The sequence below is a fragment of the Arthrobacter sp. SLBN-83 genome (assembly GCF_006715285.1).
GTDB lineage: Bacteria > Actinomycetota > Actinomycetes > Actinomycetales > Micrococcaceae > Arthrobacter.
This window is the reverse complement of sequence record NZ_VFMX01000001.1, coordinates 1,817,586-1,836,280: the sequence shown is the minus strand read 5'-3', so window position 1 is coordinate 1,836,280 and position 18,695 is coordinate 1,817,586. Positions and strand designations below refer to the sequence as shown.

Genomic DNA, 18,695 nt, shown 5'->3' with positions numbered 1-18,695 from the left:
GCACAGTCACCACAAGAGGCCTTCGCCGCACCAGCGGCGGGGGCCTCTTTGCTGCCGTTCGACGCAGCGCTGTCGGTCCCCGCAACAAAGCGCGAAACCCTTGACATCCAATGTGAGCTGAGACACTCTGTTGCATATAGTGATGCACGTTGCTCATAGCGAAGCAAACTCATCACCCGGCCAGGCGGATTCCAGCACCACCCAGGAGAACCAGAAATCATGAGCGCATCACCCCGCGTCGTCATCATCGGAGCCGGCATCGTCGGCACCAACCTCGCCGACGAGCTGGTAAGCCGCGGCTGGAACCACATCACCGTCGTCGAGCAGGGCCCGCTGGAGCTGGCAGGCGGCTCCACGTCGCACGCCCCGGGCCTCGTATTCCAGAACAATCCGTCCAGGACCATGACGAAGTTCGCCACGTACACCGTGAACAAGCTCCTCGCCCTGAGCAAGGACGGCGAGTCCTGCTTCAACCAGGTGGGTGGCCTTGAGCTGGCCACCACTCCGGAGCGGCTGGCCGACCTCAAGCGAAAGATGGGAGTGATGACGTCCTGGGGTGTCGAAAGCCGGATCATCGACGCCGACGAATGCGAAAAGATCTACCCGCTTCTGAACACCGGCAAGCTATCCGGCGGCCGCGAGGTCCTGGGCGGCCTGCTCATCCCCACCGACGGGATCGCCCTGGCGGCCCGGGCCGTGCAGCTGCTGATCGAGCGCACGCGCGAACGCGGCGTCACCTACCGCGGCTCAACCACCGTGACCGGCATCGCCCGGGAGGGTGGCAAGGTCACCGGCGTCGAGACGTCCGACGGCGTGATCCCGGCTGACATTGTGGTGTCCTGCGCCGGCTTCTGGGGACGTGAGCTCGGCAAGATGGTGGGCCTGGAGGTGCCGCTGCTGCCGCTGGCCCACCAGTACGTGGTCAGCACGCCCCTGGCCGAACTTGAGGGCGTCAACGAGCTTCCGAAGGGTGCCAGCAAGCCCATCCTGCGCTACCAGGACAAGGACCTGTACTACCGCGAATGGGGCGACCGCATCGGCATCGGCAGCTACGCCCACCGCCCGATGCCCGTGGACATGTCCGCACTGCCAAAGGTCGCGGCCGAAGAGATGTCCGACCACCGCATGCCCTCCCGCCTGGACTTCACCCTTGAAGACTTTGTTCCCGCGTGGGAGGACAGCCAGGACCTCCTGCCGGCACTGCGCAGCACCGAAATCCAGGACGGATTCAACGGCATTTTCTCCTTCACCCCGGACGGCGGCCCGCTCATGGGCGAGGCACCGGAGCTCGAGGGCTTCTTCGTGGCCGAGGCCGTCTGGGTCACGCACTCGGCCGGCGTTGCCAAGGCCATGGCAGAGCTGATCATCGACGGCCAGCCGCAGACCGACCTGCACGGCTGCGAACTGAGCCGGTTCGAAAAAGTACAGACATCCGACGCCTACGTCAGCGAAACCTCGCAGCAGAATTTCGTGGAGATCTACGACGTCCTGCACCCGCTCCAGCCACGGGAGTCCCCGCGGGACCTGCGCGTCAGCCCGTTCAACGTCCGGCAGAAGGAGCTCGGCGCCTTCTTCCTGGAGTCCGCCGCCTGGGAACGCCCGCACTGGTTCGAAGCCAACCGGGGTCTCCTCGAGGAACTGCCCGCAGAATGGCAGGCCCCCCAGCGGGACGAGTGGTCCGCCATGTTCCACTCCCCCATCTCCGCTGCCGAAGCGTGGAAGACGCGTACCGCCGTCGGACTTTTCGACATGACGCCGCTGAAGCGGCTCGCCGTCACCGGGCCGGGCGCGCAGGCTCTCCTGCACCGGCTCAGCACGGGCAACATCGCCAAGAAGCCGGGTGCCGTGACGTACTGCCTGCTGCTGGAGCACGACGGCGGCATCCGCAGCGATGTGACCGTGGCCAGGCTCGCAGAGGAAGAGTTCCAGTTGGGCGTCAACAGCAACGTTGACTTCGACTACCTCCGGGTGGAGGCCCGCCGGCAATCGGCTGCCGATCCCGCACAGTGGGCCCATGTCACCGATATCACCGGCAGCACCTGCTGCATCGGCCTGTGGGGCCCGCTGGCCCGCGAGGTCATCGGCAAGGTCAGCACGGACGACCTGAGCAACGACGGCCTGAAGTACTTCCGCACGAAGCAGATTTCCGTTGGGGGCATCCCCGTGACGGCCATGCGGCTTTCCTACGTAGGCGAACTGGGCTGGGAGCTCTACACCACCGCCGAATACGGACTGAAGCTCTGGGACCTGCTGTTCGAGGCCGGCCAGGAGCACGGCATCATCGCTGCCGGCCGCGGTGCCTTCAACAGCATGCGCCTTGAAAAGGGCTACCGGCTCTGGGGCACGGACATGAACTCCGAGCACCACCCGTACCAGGCTGGCCTGGGCTTCTCCGTGGCCAAGGACAAAACCGGTTTCGTCGGCGCCGAGGCACTCGCCGGACTCAAGGAACAGCCGGCCGCCAAGACGCTGCGCTGCCTGACGGTCGACGACGGCACGTCAGTGGTGCTGGGCAAGGAACCGGTGTACGTGGCCGGCGAAGCCGTTGGGTACGTCACCAGCGCGGCTTACGGCTACACGGTCCGCAAGCCGATCGCCTACGCCTGGTTGCCCTCGTCCGTATCCGAAGGCGACGCCGTGGAGATCGAGTACTTCGGCCGGCGCGTAGCCGCCACCGTCAGCGCCGAGCCGCTCTTTGACCCGGGCATGGAACGCCTCCGCGGCTGATCTGCTCCACCCACACCAGTTGGTTGGGCCTGCTTGAGACCGGCAGGCCCAACCACCTTTTTGATGCCCGCGAACAGGGGGCACTGCGCAACGAAAAAGGAACCAGTCCCAAGGTTGATCCTTGGGACTGGTTCCCATGCCCTTCAGGAACCGGGCTCCGGATATCAGTTGTTGAGGTAACCGTTCGGGTCCAGGACGTACTTCGTTGCTGCTCCGGCGTCGAACTCCGCGTACCCGCGCGGGGCATCGTCGAGCGGGATGGCCTTTGCGTTGACCGCCTTGGCGATCTGGATCCGGTCATGCAGGATGGCCATCATCAGCTGCCGGTTGTACTTCATTACCGGGCACTGGCCGGTGGTGAAGGACAGGGACTTGGCCCAGCCGGTACCCAGGGACAGGGACAGGCTTCCCTTCCGGGCGGCCTCGTCCGCGGCTCCCGGATCGCCCGTGACGTAGAGGCCGGGAATGCCCACCGAGCCGCCGGCGGTGGTGAGGTCCATCAGCGAGTTAAGCACCGTGGCCGGTGCTTCCTGGGCTCCGTGGCCGTGCCCGCGGGCTTCGAAACCGACGGCGTCGATGCCGGAGTCGACTTCCCGGACGCCGAGGATCTGCTCGATCTGGTCGGCGGGGTCGCCGTTGGCCACGTTGACGGTTTCACAGCCAAAGGACCGGGCCCGGGCCAGGCGGTCCTCGTTCAGGTCGCCGACGATGACCACCGCGGCTCCCAGCAGCTGGGCGCTGGCGGCCGCGGCAAGGCCCACGGGACCGGCTCCGGCAACGTACACAGTGGACCCAACGCCCACACCTGCCGTGACGGCGCCATGGAAACCGGTGGGCAGGATGTCGGAGAGCATGGTCAAATCCATGATCTTCTCCAGGGCCTGGTCCCGGTCCGGGAACCGCAGCAGGTTCCAGTCGGCGTACGGAACCAGGACGTACTCCGCCTGTCCACCAACCCAACCGCCCATATCGACGTAGCCGTAGGCCGAGCCGGGACGGTCCGGGTTCACGTTCAGGCAGATCCCGGTCTTGCGCTCCTTGCAGTTCCGGCAGCGCCCGCAGGAGATATTGAAGGGGACCGAGACGATGTCGCCAACCTTGATGAACTCGACGTCGGGCCCGGTCTCGATGACTTCGCCGGTGATCTCGTGCCCCAGGACCAGGCCGGCGGGGGCGGTGGTGCGGCCGCGGACCATGTGCTGGTCGGACCCGCAGATGTTGGTGCTCACGGTGCGCAGGATGACGCCGTGCGGCACCTTCCGGCCGACATTGGCGGGATTGACGCCGGGGCCTGCTTTCAGTTCAAACGAGGGATATGGGGTGTCGATGACCTCGACGACTCCGGGCTCCTTGTACGCAACGGCTTTGTTACCTGACATGGGCATGGCTCCTATCGTTGGTGTTCGGTTGCCACGGAAGGCCTGACGCTGGATGCATCAGACCTTCCGTGTGGTGTTACTTTTCACTTGCGGTGAAACTTGGGGCTGCGCCGGGCGCCGGCCACTCCGGGGAACGGCTAGGCGTCGATCACCATGTCGGTGCGCGCGGTGGAACAGCAGGGCAGGAACTTGCCGGCATCAATTTCCCGTTTGCGGATTCCGCCCTGGTGGTTCATGTCGATCTCCCCTGAGAGCTTGACCACCTTGCAGGAGCCGCACATGCCTTCCTTGCAGTTGGCGCCGATCCGGACACCCGCACGCTGCGCCACCTCGAGGATGTGCTCCTCGGGGTCGATCCGCACGTTGATCCCGGTGCGCATGAAGGACAGGGTGAGGCTGCCCGTTCCCACGGTATCGAAGCTTGAGGCATCCGGGGTCTGCGCCTCCGGGGCCGCAGCCGGAGGGCCGCCGGGGACCGGGGCTTCCGGGTTGGCGGCTTCCAGGGCCAGTCCCGTGGCCTGGAGGGTTCCTTCGTCGTCGTAGCCGGGCTCGTAGATCTCGAACGCTGCCGGCTGGCTTTCGAAGTAGTCCTGGGCGGACTCCGCGATCTCCTCGGCTATCTCCTCGGCGATGTCCGCCGCCAGGGCGAGCTCCGCCTGATATTCGAGGAGGGTCTGCCGGTCGCCCGAGAAGAACTCCATGTAGATGGAGGTGTCGTCGACGCCCACCTTCTTGAGCAGCTCAGTGGCGGTGTTGAGGTACCCCTCGGGTCCGCAGGCGTACACCTGCCGGCCGTTGGCATCCGGTGCCACCTCATCGATCATGGCTGCCGTCAGCCGTCCAGTAAACCCTTCCCAGTCCTCGGGCCTGCCGCGGTCGCCCAGGGCGTAGAAGACCTTGACGCGGGAGTCCACGGAAGCGATGTAGGCCAGCTCCCGGTGGAAGGCAAAGCCGCCGGCTTCGGCACCGTGGTAGAGCACCACCACGTTGGCGGTTCCCGGCAGGGAGTGGATGGTCCGCACCATCGACATGATGGGGGTGATGCCGGCACCGGCCGCCAGGAACAAGTACCGGGCCCGCCGGTCGGCGTCAGGCAGGTGGAATGCCCCGACGGGTCCCAGCATGTCCAGGACGGTGCCGGGACGGACGTTCTGGTGCACCCAGGGGGAGACCAGCCCGCCGGGATCGCGCTTGACGGTGACGCTGAAGGTCCACGGTTCCGTGGGTGAACTGGACAGCGAGTAGCTGCGGTCCACCGGTTCCTGGTCCTCGCCGTTTACCGGAAAGGCGATGTTCACGTACTGGCCCGCGCGGAACGCCAGGGGCGCGCCGTCAGTGCGTCGGAACACGAAGGTCATCATGCCGCCCGCTTCGGGAATGGTCTCAACGCATTCGGCCATGAATTCCTGCGGATGCCACGGGCCCAGGGCCTTGGCTGCGCTGGCCGGTCCTTCGATGCTGCCCATCACCCGGTTCCACGGCATTTCGAGGCCGCGGATGCGCTGTGGTTCCTGGACCTGCGTCTCGGTGAGGACATCAATCATGCCAAGTGCTCCTGCACGCGCTGGACGTACCAGTTGATGAAGGCCTCCACCTGGTATTCGCTCTTCATGTACGGGCCGGGCTCGTAGGCGGGGCTGGCAGCGCCCTGCTGGCACAGTTCCACGAACGCCTTGTCCTGGATGTTGGTCTGCTTCCAGGTATAGGTGAGCTTGTCGAGGTCGTAGTCGACGCCTTCCTCGGCGTCGTCAGCCACCAGCCAGGTGGTGCGGACCAGGGACTGGTGCTCGTTGATGGGGAAGACACCGAACGTGATGACGTGGTCGCCCAGGAAGTGGAACCAGCTGTTGGGCTGCAGGTGCATCGAGCAGCGGCCCAGGCGGAAGTCCGGCAGATCGCCGAGCAGCTTCTTGGAGAGCCTGCGGCCATCGGCCGAGAACGATTCGCCTTCGCCGTCCAGGGATTCGCGGGAGATGCGGATACCGGCAATGCGGGTGTCTAGTTCCTCGACCACCTCGTAGGGCAGGCCGTAGCGGCGGCAGCGCTCCTCGAGGGAGGACTGGGCTTCTTTGTTGCGGTCCCACACTTCTTCAAGGTGGGCCGGGATCAGTCCCTCGGTGAGGCCCCACGTGGGGAAGAGCGAGCAGGCGAGTTCCGGGTGTCCGTCGCAGTGGTAGCACTCACGGTTGTTCTCCATGACGAGCTTCCAGTTGCCCTCTTCGATGATGTTCTGCTGGTAGGCAATCTTCGTCTTGGACAGATCGTGGGGTGCCAGGTAGGGCTCGAAGATCTTGGCGGTCTCGTCGAAGTCTGCGTGCGGAACGTCTGCGATGCAGACGAAGATGAGCCCGGCAACCTCGCGGCTGTGGGCACGCTTGAGGGCAAAGCAGTTCTTGTCGAACTTGGCTTCGCCGGGGGCGGAGGCGTGAATCAGGTTGCCCTCCGGGGAGTAAGTCCAGGAGTGGTAGCCGCAGACCAGGTTTCCGGTGGAACCGGCAGCTTCGGTCAGGACCCGTGCACCGCGGTGGCGGCAGACGTTGTGCAGGACGTTGACTTCGCCCTCGTCGGTGCGGAGCACGATCAGGGAGTAGGGGCCGTAGTCCACCGTGATGTAGTCGCCCGGCTCCGGCAGCTCGGCAACGCTGCCGGCAAAGATCCAGTGCTCGCCGAAGATGGCCTCCATGTCGAGCTTGAAGATGGTCGGATCGGTATAGAAGGGGGCATCGAGGGAGTAGCCGGTGCGCCGCAGGGCGAACAACTCCGTGATCTCAGCCAACTGCTCGGCAGGCAATGTTGACGCGAGCTTTCCGCGTGCGCTGAGGGGCGCGTTCACTGAGGTAGTCATGTGTTTCCTCCCGGTAGGGCTGGGTCTTGGGGTAGATGGGTGATCACGGAGCGGCTGGGGCAACAGGGATGTCTAAGACGTTCTGCTTACGAATGTGGGGAGGTTCATCAGCAACAGACGTGATGACTCCGAGAGGAAGACTTGAAGCACCCAACGCAACAGCGATCACCATATGCAACAGTGTGACTCCTGCCACGCCCACTGTCAATGAATTTCAGATATGACGAAAAAGCACCGAATGTGCTGTCCGACGAGTTGCACCCACAGGCCCTTTTCCGTCAGCTGAAGCCGCGAATTAGGCTGCCTTTCCCCCCGGGCCTGCATCTTGCAGCTAATGCCCACCGAGTGTTTGGCTGGTGGGATGGCTGATGATGAGGTATCCAAGAACATTCCGGAAGACGGGCATCTGCGGCAGGACGTAGCACCTGAATCTGGAGGAGAAGCCCCGGACCCGCAGAAGGACAAATTCACGCCGGGCCAGACCAATGCCGGGCAGCAGGTGTCCGGGGTGGCCTCCGCCAGCGGCTACGGCGAAGACCTGGATCCGGAGGCCGGGCCCGACGGCAACAACCCCGCCTAGGCCCCGGCTCCCCTAACTACCCAAGCAAGAACGACGGCGACATCCGGCACAATGCCGGATGTCGCCGTCGTCATTTCCTCCAGGCGGCTTTCCGCCTGCTACTCCGGAACCTTCGCCAGCGTTTCCTGCTCCGCCGCGATGGTGGTGTTGTCTCCGTGGCCGGTGCGGACCACGGTCTCGGCCGGCAGTGTCAGCAGCCGTTCGCGGATCGAGGTCAGGATGGTGGGGTAGTCGCTGTAGGACCGGCCGGTGGCACCGGGGCCGCCGTTGAACAGCGTGTCCCCGGTGAAGACCGTGCCTTCGCTTTCCAGGTAGAAGCAGGTGGATCCCGGCGAGTGGCCCGGGGTGTGGATCGCCCGCAGGGTTGCCTCGCCCACCTCGAAGACGTCGCCGTCGGCGTGGTACCGGTCCGGCTTGGCGTCCGGGTAGACCTGCTCCCACAGGACCAGGTCCTCAGAGTTCAGGAGGATCGGGGCGCCTAGGGCGTCGGCCACCTCGCGGGCGGCGCCGATGTGGTCGTTGTGCGCGTGGGTGAGCAGGATGGCCTTGACCTTGCGGCTGCGGACCTGGTTGATGATCGCGGCGGCGTCGTGCGGGGCATCGATGATGACACATTCTTCGTCGTTGCCCACGATCCAGACATTGTTGTCCACGTCCCAGGTTCCGCCGTCGAGCGAGAACGTGCCCGAGGTGACGAGGTTCTCGATGGTGACGGCCATCAGAGTTCCACAACCGAGCGCAGGACCTTGCCCTCGTGCATCTTGCCGAAGGCTTCCTCCACCTGGTCGATGGTGATGCGTTCGGAGACGAAGGCCTCCAGGTCCAGGTTGCCCTGCTTGTAGTGCGAGACGAGCATGGGGAAGTCACGGGACGGCAGGCAGTCGCCGTACCAGGAGGACTTCAGCGATCCGCCGCGGCCAAAGACGTCCAGCAGCGGCAGTTCCAGCTTCATCTCCGGCGTCGGCACGCCCACCAGGACCACACGGCCGGCGAGGTCGCGGGCATAGAAGGCCTGCTTATAGGTTTCAGGACGGCCGACGGCGTCAATCACTACGTCAGCGCCAAAGCCTCCGGTGAGGGCCCGGATGGCTTCCACTGCATCTTCCTGCTTGGAGTTGACGCCATGGGTGGCGCCGAGGGACTTGGCCATCCCGATCTTGTTGTCATCGATGTCAACGGCGATGATCGTCGTCGCCCCCGCGAGCTTGGCACCGGCGATCGCCGCGATGCCCACGCCGCCGCAGCCGATCACTGCCACGGACTCGCCGCGCTTGACCTCGCCGGTGTTGATCGCGGCGCCAATGCCGGCCATGATGCCGCACCCCAGCAGGCCGACGGCGGCAGCGTCCGCCTCGGGGTCCACCTTGGTGCACTGCCCGGCTGCCACCAGGGTCTTCTCGGCGAAGGCGCCGATGCCCAGGGCCGGGGACAGGATGATGCCGTCCTCGAGGGTCATCTTTTGCGTGGCATTGTGGGTGTTGAAGCAGTACTGCGGCTGGCCCTTGGCGCAGGCACGGCACTCACCACAGACGGCGCGCCAGTTCAGGATGACCCGGTCACCGGGGGCCACAGACGTGACGTCCGGGCCGACAGCACTGACCACACCGGTGGCCTCATGGCCCAGCAGGTACGGGAAGTCCTCCCCGATGCCGCCCTGCTTGTAGTGCAGGTCGGTGTGGCACACACCGCAGGTCAGGATGTCCACCAGGGCCTCGCCCGGGCCTGGATCCGGCACCAGGATGGTCTCCAGCGACACCGGGGCGTTCTTTTCCTTAACCACAACTGCTTGGACTTTGTGGACCATGGTCTTGTGTTCCTTTCCTGGATCCGGCCGGATCCGGTGAGTCGGCACCAAGTGCCAATCTAGCTGACATGCCATGCCCGGGAGCATTGCCGTGGCCACGCTGGTCACGAGAGATATTGCGTAATGCGCAACGTGTTGCACTAGACGCTTGCACCGAAATATGACAGCGGACACACCTGATGTCAATAGATATATCAGTTGACGGCCAGGGCTGGCTTCGTTAAACGGATCTTTTCCCCGGGAAATTACGCGCACGAATCGTCGCTTCCCGCGGCTCAACCTCCGTTATGTGCCCCAAAACTCCGGCAGTAGGCTGGATGTCATGGCTTTTGAAGAAACCCCTGCCGAGCGGCGCGAAGTAACCGTCCGCCGGGCACCCAAGTACGTTCCTTTCCTGATCCTGGGTGCCGTGGTGGGAATTGTCGCTGCCGCAGTGGTGGCTTATGCGGTTCCGGGCGATGCCTCGTTCGACCCCGCGTCCGTCTTCGGTTTCTTCCTGATCATGTTCGCTGCCATTGGCGCCATCCTCGGCGCAGGCCTGGCGCTGGTCCTCGACCGTCGGAGCGTGAAGCGGCAGCAGCGGGCTGTGGTGGAGGCTGTTCCGGATTCGGAGCCCGACACCGATCCCCAGGGCTAGCAGGTCACAAACCGGCGGCCGGAAAAGACATACCCCATATCGTGCGATAATCGATCAGTGGCACGCGGCGACGGAAAACTTTCCCATGATCTTCTCCCCGGCGAAAAAGGCCCCCAGGACGCTTGCGGCGTCTTCGGCGTCTGGGCACCGGGTGAGGAAGTAGCAAAACTTACCTATTACGGGCTGTATGCACTGCAGCACCGCGGTCAGGAGTCGGCTGGCATAGCGACCAGCGACGGCAACCGGATCAACGTCTACAAGGACATGGGCCTCGTCTCCCAGGTCTTCGACGAGACCACCCTCAACACCCTGACCGGGCACCTGGCCGTAGGCCACTGCCGGTACTCCACCACCGGCGCCAGCCACTGGGCCAACGCCCAGCCCACCTTGGGCGCCACCGCCACGGGCACGGTTGCCCTGGCGCACAACGGCAACCTGACCAACACGGTGGAACTCAACGCCATGATCACCGAGCGCCATGGTGGGCAGCTCACCGGCGAAATGAAGCAGGGCAACACGTCGGACACCGCGCTGGTTACCGCGCTCCTCGAAGGTGAGCCGGGCAAGACCCTCGAAGACACCGCCCTCGAACTCCTTCCCAAGATCAAGGGCGGCTTCTGCTTCGTCTTCATGGATGAAGGAACCCTCTACGCCGCCCGTGACACCTACGGCATCCGCCCGCTGGTCCTGGGCCGCCTGGAGCGCGGCTGGGTGGTCGCCTCCGAGCAGTCCGCCCTGGCCACCGTGGGCGCAAGCTTCATCCGCGAGATCGAGCCGGGCGAGTTCATCGCCATCGACGAGGAAGGCGTGCGTTCCCGGCGTTTCGCGGAGCCGACGCCGGCAGGCTGCGTTTTCGAATACGTCTACCTTGCGCGCCCGGACGCCGCCATCGCCGGCCGTTCCGTCTATGAGTCCCGCGTGGAGATGGGCCGCCAGCTGGCCCGGGAGAACACCCACGAGGCCGACATCGTCATCCCCGTTCCGGAGTCCGGTACCCCGGCAGCCGTTGGCTACGCCGAAGAATCCGGCATCCCCTTCGCCCACGGCTTCGTCAAGAACTCCTACGTTGGCCGAACCTTCATCCAGCCCTCGCAGACCCTGCGCCAGCTGGGCATCCGGCTCAAGCTCAACGCACTCGAATCCGTGATCCGCGGCAAGCGGGTTGTGGTGGTGGATGACTCGATCGTCCGCGGCAACACCCAGCGGGCCATCGTGCGGATGCTCCGGGAAGCCGGCGCCGCCGCGGTGCACGTGAAAATTTCGTCCCCGCCGGTGCAGTGGCCCTGCTTCTATGGCATCGACTTCGCCTCCCGCGCCGAGCTGATCGCCAACGGCGCCACCATCGAAGAGATTTCCCAGGCCATCGGAGCTGACTCCCTGGCCTACATCTCGGAAGACGGCATGATCGGCGCTACCCGGCAGCCGCGCGAACGTCTCTGCACCGCCTGCTTCACCGGCAAGTACCCCATCAAGCTTCCGGATGCGGACAAGCTGGGCAAGAACCTGCTGGAACGGACGGACCTGGGCGGCCTGAAGCCTTCCCCTTCCGCGCTTCCCGGTGAAACCGCAGCCCTTGCCGTGGACGCCACCGAGGATCCCGCGGAGAAGTCCGGCGCCACCGGCTGCGACCCGGGCCCGGACTCCGAATTCGAGAACCTGCTGACCGAAGCCGACCTCGTGCCCGACGTACACGCCGCCACCAGCGCCGACAAGAAGGATTCCGTATGACCTCCGCCAGCCCCGCCGCAGAAAACTCCGGCATCACCTACGCCTCCGCCGGCGTGGACGTTGAAGCCGGGGACCGCGCCGTCGAGCTCATGAAGGATGCCGTGAAGGCAACCCACAACTCCTCGGTGATCGGCGGGGTGGGCGGCTTCGCCGGCCTCTACGACGTCTCCAGGCTGCTGACCTACAAGAAGCCGCTGCTGGCAACCTCCACCGACGGCGTGGGCACCAAGGTGGCTATCGCGCAGGCGATGGACATCCACGACACCATCGGGTTCGACCTGGTGGGCATGGTGGTGGACGACATTGTTGTGGTGGGCGCTGAGCCGCTGTACATGACCGATTACATCGCGTGCGGCAAGGTTGTCCCGGAGCGCATCGCGGGCATCGTCCGCGGCATCGCCTCTGCCTGCTCCGTGGCCGGTACAGCGCTGGTGGGCGGCGAGACCGCTGAGCATCCCGGCCTGCTGGGCGAGCACGAATACGACGTTGCCGGGGCAGCCACCGGCGTGGTGGAAGCCGATGCGCTGCTGGGCCCGGACCGCGTCCGCGCGGGTGACGTGGTGATCGGCATGGCCTCGTCCGGCCTGCACTCCAACGGCTACTCCCTGGTCCGCCGCGTCATCAACCACGCCGGCTGGGCCTTGGACCGCCAGGTCTCCGAACTGGGCCGCACCCTGGGTGAGGAACTCCTGGAACCTACCCGCGTCTACGCAGCCGACTGCCTCGACCTGGCCCGCGCCTTCCCGGTGAAGTCCGGTGCAGCCGTTCACGGCTTCAGCCACGTTACCGGCGGCGGGCTTGCCGCCAACCTGGCCCGCGTCCTGCCGCAGGGCCTGGTGGCAACGGTTGACCGCGCCACATGGGAACTGCCGGCCATCTTCAAGCTGGTGTCCGAGCTGGGCAACGTCCCGCTGGCCGACCTGGAGCGCACGCTGAACCTCGGCGTGGGCATGGTGGCCATCGTCTCCCCCGAAGCAGCGGATGCCGCCGTCGCCCGCCTCAACGAGCGCGGGCTGCCGTCCTGGATCATGGGCACCGTCACAGCGGACTCCGACTCGATCGACAAGTCCGGCCCCGACTACGTCCAAGGTGCCAAGGGCGTGGACGGCGGCGCGGTCCGCCTGGTCAACGCCTACGCCTAAAGTTTGACGTACGGCGAGTCCCCGCCGACCGGTGGGGACTCGCCGTATTTAAGGGCCTGTGTTCAAGCGACCTGGATCAGGTTGAGCAGTCCACCCTGAGGGTCCCTGATGGTGGCCAGTGAGCCGTCGACAGGGTATTCGTCGGGCTCCACAACGATTTCCCCGCCTGCGTCTTGGGCGGCCGCTGCCGCCCCGGCAACATCCGCCACGCCAAAGTAGACCTGCCAGTCGGCCTGCTCACCTTCGTCGGCAGGAACGACGCCGGCCACCTCGCTGCCGCCGATGAGCAGCGTGCTGTAGCTGCCGCCGTCGTCCTGGGGGTATTCGGTGACCTCGTACCCGAACAGCTGCTGGAAGAAGCCGACGGCGGCAGGCGTCTCGGGCGTGAAAAGTTCCGCCCAGGCCAACGCACCGGGCTGGTTGAACAGATGGCTTCCATAGTGCGTTCCGGGCTGCCAGATGCCCGTGGTTCCGCCGCCGGGAGGGGCCAGGAAGCCAAGTACTCCTGTATCGCCGACGGTCTCCGGGCCGAACAGGGCAGTACCACCGGCGTGACGGGCTTCCTCCAACAGGTCCGCGGCGTCCAGGGCGGAGAAGTAGATGTTCCACTTGGCGGCAGTGCCGGCCTCCAGTTGCAGGGGGCTTTGCGGCGCGATCGTGGATACCAGCTCGCCGCCTACGAAGGCCTGTGCGTAACTGCGGCCGTCCGGAGTGGGAAAGTCCTGGTAGGTCCAGCCGAAGATCCGGCCGTAAAACTCCTTGGCGGCGGCAACATCGGGGGTCTGCAGATCCGCCCAGCAGGGCTCGCCGTGACGGTATCCCTCAACTTTAGGCATGGGACCAACGGTACACGGACCCCCTTGAGCCACAAGGTTGGGCGGGGGGAAAATAGCCCGGACAGATCCACTGGGTACGCCGCATGGCGGCACCTCAGCAGCGGTCAATCCGGAATGGGAGTGAACGAACATGGCCCGCTTGCTCGACATTGACGGGCATCCGACGTGGGTGGAAGACCGTGGTGGTGCAGGAACTCCACTGCTCCTGCTGCATGGTGGGCTCAGCAACAGTGACGCCCTTCTCACTACGCTCGGGACTGCGCTGGGGGACCACTACCGCGTTATCGCCTACGACCGCCGCGGACACGGTTATACGGCGGATACTGATGCAGACTTCCACTACGAGGATATGGCCAGGGAGACGATCAGCGTCCTCGAAACAGTCGTCGGTGGGCCCGCGCACTTGGTTGGCTGGAGCGACGGAGGTATTGTCGCCCTCCTGGTGGCTCTCGCGAGGCCAGACCTTGTGAACAGGATGGTTGTCATCAGCGCGAACTACGACGTGGACGGCGTTCAGCAAGTGGAAATGGACCCCGAAGCGCCGGTGTTCCAAGAGCTTGCCCGTGCCTATGCCGAGCGTTCTCCTGATGGACCAGGGCACTTTGGAGAAGTAGCCCGGAAAGCCATGCAGTTGATCAGCAGCGAGCCGTCACTTACGACATCCCAGATCTCGCGGATCCAGCAATCGGTGCTTGTAGCTCTCGGCGACGATGACATCGTTACCCTGCCCCACGCCGTTTCATTGTTTGAGGCGCTGCCCAACGGACAGTTGGCGGTGGTTCCAGGCACGTCACATGGCCTTCCGATGGAACGCCCCGCCACGCTCACCAGCCTTATCATTCCGTTCCTGGAAGAGGATGGGCCGCCCAAGACCCTGATGCCTGTGAGGCGGGCACGCGTCCCAGGCGGGAACGACAAAAGGACCCGCTAAGGCATGCCGGAAACAGGCATGCCCCAACGGGCCTCTTGAGCGAGGTCAGCACTTGGGGTGCTGCACAGAGAGCAGCTTGGCGAAGATTATTGCGACTGAGTGCCAGCTGCTGTATTGCAGCGACGGTCAGCGACAACTAGCCGATGCGACGGTGGTCTACCTCGTCGTCATCGTCATCCAAATCATCCGCGTACTTGTCCACATAAGCCGAATAATCCGGTTCGACCGGCTCATTCGAATATCGGCTCGTTGAACGACTGGCAGGGCCCGTCAGCTCACGCTGCAGTGCCGAGTAGTCAGTGTTCGGGGAGTAGTACTTGATGTCCCGAGCCTGCTTGGTAGCTTTTGCCTTTTGACGGCCGCGCCCCATGGCGTGACCCCCTTTTGTACTTGGACCGGAGGTGGTCACCTTGGCGATCGGTGAGGCCCCGGAATGTTTGGTCAATTTGTCGTACACCTAGATTACATGCTTTCGGCTGGCCCCGCTCGCCGCCTGGAGGCCCGGAGGGGTGCGTGGGGTACCATGACGCACTCCCACCCGCGGGATTCCGCCATTTTTCTTCGGTAGAGTCGCTTAAGAACTGCCGATTTTATCCGGCCGTCGGCGAGCCGCGGAACCAAAACAGGAGGATGCGCACCCGTGAACCAGCAGGACCTTCCGCCAAAACCCTCCTCGCCGCCTCGTACCGGAAACCTGCCGAAAATCCCCGGCGGGAACGGTACGTCGGCCCCCGCCCCGGAATCCGTCACCTGGTCCCAGCCGCGCCACGAGCCCGCCCCGGAGAGACACCCCAACAGGCGGCCCGCATTCTGGAAGGCGTTTTTCGTCGTCGTGATCCTGGCCGTTGCGGGCTCGCTGGTGTGGCTTGCCCTGTGGCTGAACTCCTCGCCAGGTACCCAGGCGCCAAAAGCTGCTGCACCGGGCGTGCTGCAGACCGCCGTCACTCCGCCCGCCAGTCCCCAGCCCCTCCCTCGGGAAGGGGTGGCGCCGGCAGCGTACGCCGTTGGTGATTGCTTCAAGGACTTCGACCCCCAGGCGCTGACGTCCACGGTGGTGCCCTGCGATACGCCCCACTCGGCGCAGTTGGTGGCCACCCTCCATTACCCGCAGGACGGCGACTACCCTGGCGCGGACACACTCAAGACCAAGGCGCTGGAGGTTTGCCAGGCAGCAAAGCTCAGCCCGGCGGCAAAGCAGTTCCCGCTCAACTACCAGCGCAGCTACCCCAGCACCACCAGCTGGGGATCAGGCGACCGACGGGTGGATTGCTACGTCGCGGCCGACGGCGGCAACGTAATTACCGCAAGTGTGCTGCCCTGACAGTCATCCTGACAGGGCAGCACACCTCCACCTCAGACTGCGGCTAGTCCTTCCGCCGCACCGACAGCCCTGAGCTCGGGGCCCCGGTCAGCGTGTCGACGCTGGACTCGGTGAGTTCACCGAAGTCGGGCGCGGTATCCACCAGGACGGTGTCGCCGTCGCTGATCTCACCGGCCAGGATGGCCTTGGCCAACCGGTCGCCAATCTCGCGCTGCACCAGGCGCCGCAGTGGCCGGGCGCCGTACGCGGGGTCGTAGCCGGACAGCGCCAGCCACGCCTTGGCGCCGTCGGTGACGTCGAGGGTAAGGCGCCGCTCGTGCAGCCGCCGCCCCAGTTCCGCCACGTGCAGCTCCACGATGTGCGCCAGTTCCTCCACCGTGAGGGCGTCGAACAGCACCACTTCGTCGAGCCGGTTCAGGAACTCCGGCTTGAAGGACGCATTCACGGTGGCCATGACCGCGTTGCGCTTGGCCTCGGCGTCCAGGCTTTGGTCCACCAGGAACTGGCTGCCCAGGTTGGAGGTCAGCACCAGGATCACGTTGCGGAAGTCCACGGTGCGGCCCTGTCCGTCGGTGAGGCGGCCGTCGTCGAGCACCTGCAGGAGGATGTCGAACACCTCGGGGTGTGCCTTCTCCACCTCATCCAGGAGCACCACGGAGTACGGGCGGCGGCGGACGGCCTCGGTGAGCTGGCCGCCTTCCTCGTAGCCCACGTAGCCCGGAGGCGCCCCGACCAGGCGGGCAACGCTGTGCTTCTCGCTGTACTCGGACATATCGATGCGCACCATGGCGCGCTCGTCGTCGAACAGGAAGTCAGCCAGGGCCTTGGCGAGCTCGGTCTTGCCCACGCCGGTGGGGCCCAGGAACAGGAACGAGCCGGTGGGGCGGTTGGGGTCGCTGATGCCGGCCCGCGCACGTCGGACGGCGTCGGACACTGCCTGCACGGCCTTGGTCTGGCCGATCAGGCGCTCGCCCAGCTCCTCCTCCATGTGCAGCAGTTTCTGGCTTTCGCCCTGCAGCATGCGGCCGGCCGGGATGCCCGTCCACGCCGAGATCACCTCGGCGATATCTTCCGCGGTCACTTCCTCTGCCACCATCTGTGCCGGCTTGTCCGTAACGGCAGCCTCGGCCTCGGCAGCGGCATTCAGCTCGCGCTCCAGCGCCGGGATCTCCCCATAGAGCACCCGCGATGCCGTTTCGAGGTCGCCTTCACGTTGGGCCTTGTCGGCGGCAGAGCGCAGCTCATCGAGCTTCGCCTTCAGGTCGCCCACCCGGTTGAGGCCGGCTTTCTCGGCTTCCCACCGGGCGTTCAGGGCGGATAGTTCCTCTTCCTTGTCCGCCTTGTCCGCGCGGAGGGCTGCCAGCCGTTCGATGGACGCCGGATCCGACTCCCCGCTCAACGCCAGTTCCTCCATGGTGAGGCGGTCCACCTGGCGGCGGAGCTGGTCGATCTCCTCCGGGGCGGAGTCGATCTCCATGCGGAGTCGCGAGGCCGCCTCATCCACCAGGTCGATGGCCTTATCCGGCAACTGGCGGCCGGAAATGTAGCGATTGGACAGCGTGGCTGCCGCCACCAGGGCGGAGTCGGCGATGGACACCTTGTGGTGCGCCTCGTAGCGTTCCTTCAGGCCACGGAGGATGCCGATGGTGTCCTCCACGCTGGGCTCGCCCACATACACCTGCTGGAAGCGGCGTTCCAGGGCGGCGTCCTTCTCGATGTTCTCGCGGTACTCGTCAAGGGTGGTGGCACCGATAAGCCGCAGCTCGCCGCGGGCCAGCATGGGCTTGAGCATGTTGCCGGCATCCATGGAGGAGTCGCCGGTGGCGCCTGCCCCCACCACGGTGTGGATCTCGTCAATGAAGGTGACGATCTGGCCATCGGAGCCCTTGATCTCCTCAAGGACGGCCTTCAGACGTTCTTCGAACTCGCCACGGTACTTGGCGCCGGCAACCATGGAACCCAGATCAAGGGAGATCAGGGTCTTGCCGCGCAGGCTTTCCGGGACGTCGCCGGCCACCATCCGCTGCGCCAGGCCTTCCACCACGGCAGTCTTGCCCACGCCGGGTTCACCGATGAGCACCGGGTTGTTCTTGGTGCGCCGGGACAGGACCTGGACCACGCGCCGGATCTCTGAGTCGCGGCCGATCACGGGGTCCAGCTTGCCCGCGCGTGCCATGGAAGTGAGGTCTGTGCCGTACTTCTCAAGCGCCTGGAAGGTGTTCTCCGGGTCCGGGCTGTCCACCTTGCGGTCGTTGCGGATACCGGGCAGCGCGGCGAGCAGGGCTTCGCGCGAAGCACCGGCGTCGCGCAGCAGGCGGGCAGCGGCATCATTGCCGGCGGACAGGCCCACCAGGAGCACTTCGGTGGACACAAAGCTGTCGCCCAGCCGGTCAGCTTCCTCCTTGGCCTGCTGGATGGCCTGCAGGGCGGGCCGGGACAGCTGCGCCTGCTGGCTGGAGCCTCCGGACGTGGCAGGCAGGGCCTTGATGGCGCTGCTGGCCTGGACGCTGACGGCGTCGGGGTCGGCTCCGGTGGCGCGGAGCAGTGCGACGGCCACACCCTCCCGCTGGTCCATCAGGGCCTTGAGGAGGTGGGCCGGTTCCACTTGGGGGTTGCCGGCCGTCGAGGCGTTCATCGCCGCGGCGGAAAGAGCCTCCTGGCTCTTGGTAGTGAATTTGACGTCCAAAGAGAGCTCCTTTCGGGGGCTTGTTGACTAAGTTGAGTCTACTACGCTCAACTTTGGACGGCGAGGTCCACTAGCCATG

15 protein-coding genes are annotated in these 18,695 nt (G+C 65.4%); 7 read left to right on the top strand and 8 right to left on the bottom strand.

Annotated features, from left to right (window positions below; all coding sequences use genetic code 11):
• Positions 1-219 precede the first annotated feature (219 nt).
• The gene (locus FBY30_RS08375; protein ID WP_142132453.1) at positions 220-2,727 is read left to right on the top strand and encodes a GcvT family protein; all 2,508 of its coding nucleotides are present in this window, start codon (positions 220-222) and stop codon (positions 2,725-2,727) included.
• Between the two features lie 164 nt (positions 2,728-2,891).
• Here the strand turns inward: FBY30_RS08375 and fdhA are convergent, their stop codons facing one another.
• The 3 genes from fdhA to FBY30_RS08360 all read right to left on the bottom strand — a co-directional run bounded on the left by fdhA (position 2,892) and on the right by FBY30_RS08360 (position 6,951).
• Entirely contained in the window at positions 2,892-4,106 is a 1,215-nt protein-coding gene (gene fdhA, locus FBY30_RS08370; RefSeq protein WP_142132452.1) for a formaldehyde dehydrogenase, glutathione-independent, read from the bottom strand.
• 137 nt (positions 4,107-4,243) lie between these two features.
• The gene (locus FBY30_RS08365) at positions 4,244-5,650 is read right to left on the bottom strand and encodes a ferredoxin reductase (RefSeq protein ID WP_142132451.1); all 1,407 of its coding nucleotides are present in this window, start codon (positions 5,648-5,650) and stop codon (positions 4,244-4,246) included.
• Positions 5,647-6,951: an aromatic ring-hydroxylating oxygenase subunit alpha gene (locus FBY30_RS08360; RefSeq protein WP_142132450.1), complete on the bottom strand. Its 1,305-nt coding sequence runs from the start codon at positions 6,949-6,951 to the stop codon at positions 5,647-5,649. The genes FBY30_RS08365 and FBY30_RS08360 overlap by 4 nt, the downstream gene beginning before the upstream one ends.
• A gap of 361 nt (positions 6,952-7,312) precedes the next feature.
• On the opposite strand from FBY30_RS08360, the gene FBY30_RS08355 reads away from it, so the two are divergent.
• Positions 7,313-7,531: a hypothetical protein gene (locus FBY30_RS08355; protein ID WP_142132449.1), complete on the top strand. Its 219-nt coding sequence runs from the start codon at positions 7,313-7,315 to the stop codon at positions 7,529-7,531.
• Positions 7,532-7,629: 98 nt separating this feature from the next.
• Here FBY30_RS08355 and FBY30_RS08350 read toward each other — a convergent pair whose 3' ends face one another.
• The gene (locus FBY30_RS08350) at positions 7,630-8,250 is read right to left on the bottom strand and encodes an MBL fold metallo-hydrolase (protein WP_142132448.1); all 621 of its coding nucleotides are present in this window, start codon (positions 8,248-8,250) and stop codon (positions 7,630-7,632) included.
• Positions 8,250-9,335: an S-(hydroxymethyl)mycothiol dehydrogenase gene (locus tag FBY30_RS08345; protein ID WP_142132447.1), complete on the bottom strand. Its 1,086-nt coding sequence runs from the start codon at positions 9,333-9,335 to the stop codon at positions 8,250-8,252. The genes FBY30_RS08350 and FBY30_RS08345 overlap by 1 nt, the downstream gene beginning before the upstream one ends.
• Positions 9,336-9,657: 322 nt before the next feature.
• Between FBY30_RS08345 and FBY30_RS08340 the strand changes: the two genes are divergently transcribed.
• Genes FBY30_RS08340 through purM form a run of 3 tightly spaced genes read left to right on the top strand, consistent with a single transcriptional unit; the run spans position 9,658 to position 12,842 of the window.
• Positions 9,658-9,972 (top strand): hypothetical protein, encoded by a 315-nt coding sequence (locus FBY30_RS08340; RefSeq protein ID WP_142132446.1) that lies wholly within the window; start codon positions 9,658-9,660, stop codon positions 9,970-9,972.
• 57 nt (positions 9,973-10,029) lie between these two features.
• The gene (purF, locus tag FBY30_RS08335) at positions 10,030-11,700 is read left to right on the top strand and encodes an amidophosphoribosyltransferase (RefSeq protein ID WP_142132445.1); all 1,671 of its coding nucleotides are present in this window, start codon (positions 10,030-10,032) and stop codon (positions 11,698-11,700) included.
• Positions 11,697-12,842 carry a phosphoribosylformylglycinamidine cyclo-ligase gene (gene purM / locus FBY30_RS08330; RefSeq protein ID WP_142132444.1) on the top strand — a complete coding sequence of 382 codons (1,146 nt, stop codon included), beginning with the start codon at positions 11,697-11,699 and terminating at the stop codon, positions 12,840-12,842. Before purF ends, purM begins: the two co-directional genes overlap by 4 nt.
• 62 nt (positions 12,843-12,904) lie before the next feature.
• Here the strand turns inward: purM and FBY30_RS08325 are convergent, their stop codons facing one another.
• Positions 12,905-13,678 (bottom strand): VOC family protein, encoded by a 774-nt coding sequence (locus FBY30_RS08325; protein WP_142132443.1) that lies wholly within the window; start codon positions 13,676-13,678, stop codon positions 12,905-12,907.
• 130 nt (positions 13,679-13,808) lie between these two features.
• On the opposite strand from FBY30_RS08325, the gene FBY30_RS08320 reads away from it, so the two are divergent.
• Complete coding sequence (locus FBY30_RS08320) at positions 13,809-14,609, top strand: alpha/beta fold hydrolase (protein WP_142132442.1); 801 nt, start codon at positions 13,809-13,811, stop codon at positions 14,607-14,609.
• A 136-nt stretch (positions 14,610-14,745) separates the two neighbouring features.
• On the opposite strand, the gene FBY30_RS08315 is transcribed toward FBY30_RS08320, so the two are convergent.
• A complete protein-coding gene (locus FBY30_RS08315; protein ID WP_142135039.1) occupies positions 14,746-14,979 on the bottom strand; it encodes a DUF3073 domain-containing protein in 234 nt (77 codons plus the stop codon).
• Positions 14,980-15,249: 270 nt separating this feature from the next.
• Between FBY30_RS08315 and FBY30_RS08310 the strand changes: the two genes are divergently transcribed.
• Positions 15,250-15,930: a septum formation family protein gene (locus FBY30_RS08310; protein ID WP_142132441.1), complete on the top strand. Its 681-nt coding sequence runs from the start codon at positions 15,250-15,252 to the stop codon at positions 15,928-15,930.
• A gap of 43 nt (positions 15,931-15,973) precedes the next feature.
• Here the strand turns inward: FBY30_RS08310 and clpB are convergent, their stop codons facing one another.
• Positions 15,974-18,616 carry an ATP-dependent chaperone ClpB gene (gene clpB / locus FBY30_RS08305; protein WP_142132440.1) on the bottom strand — a complete coding sequence of 881 codons (2,643 nt, stop codon included), beginning with the start codon at positions 18,614-18,616 and terminating at the stop codon, positions 15,974-15,976.
• Positions 18,617-18,695 lie beyond the last annotated feature (79 nt).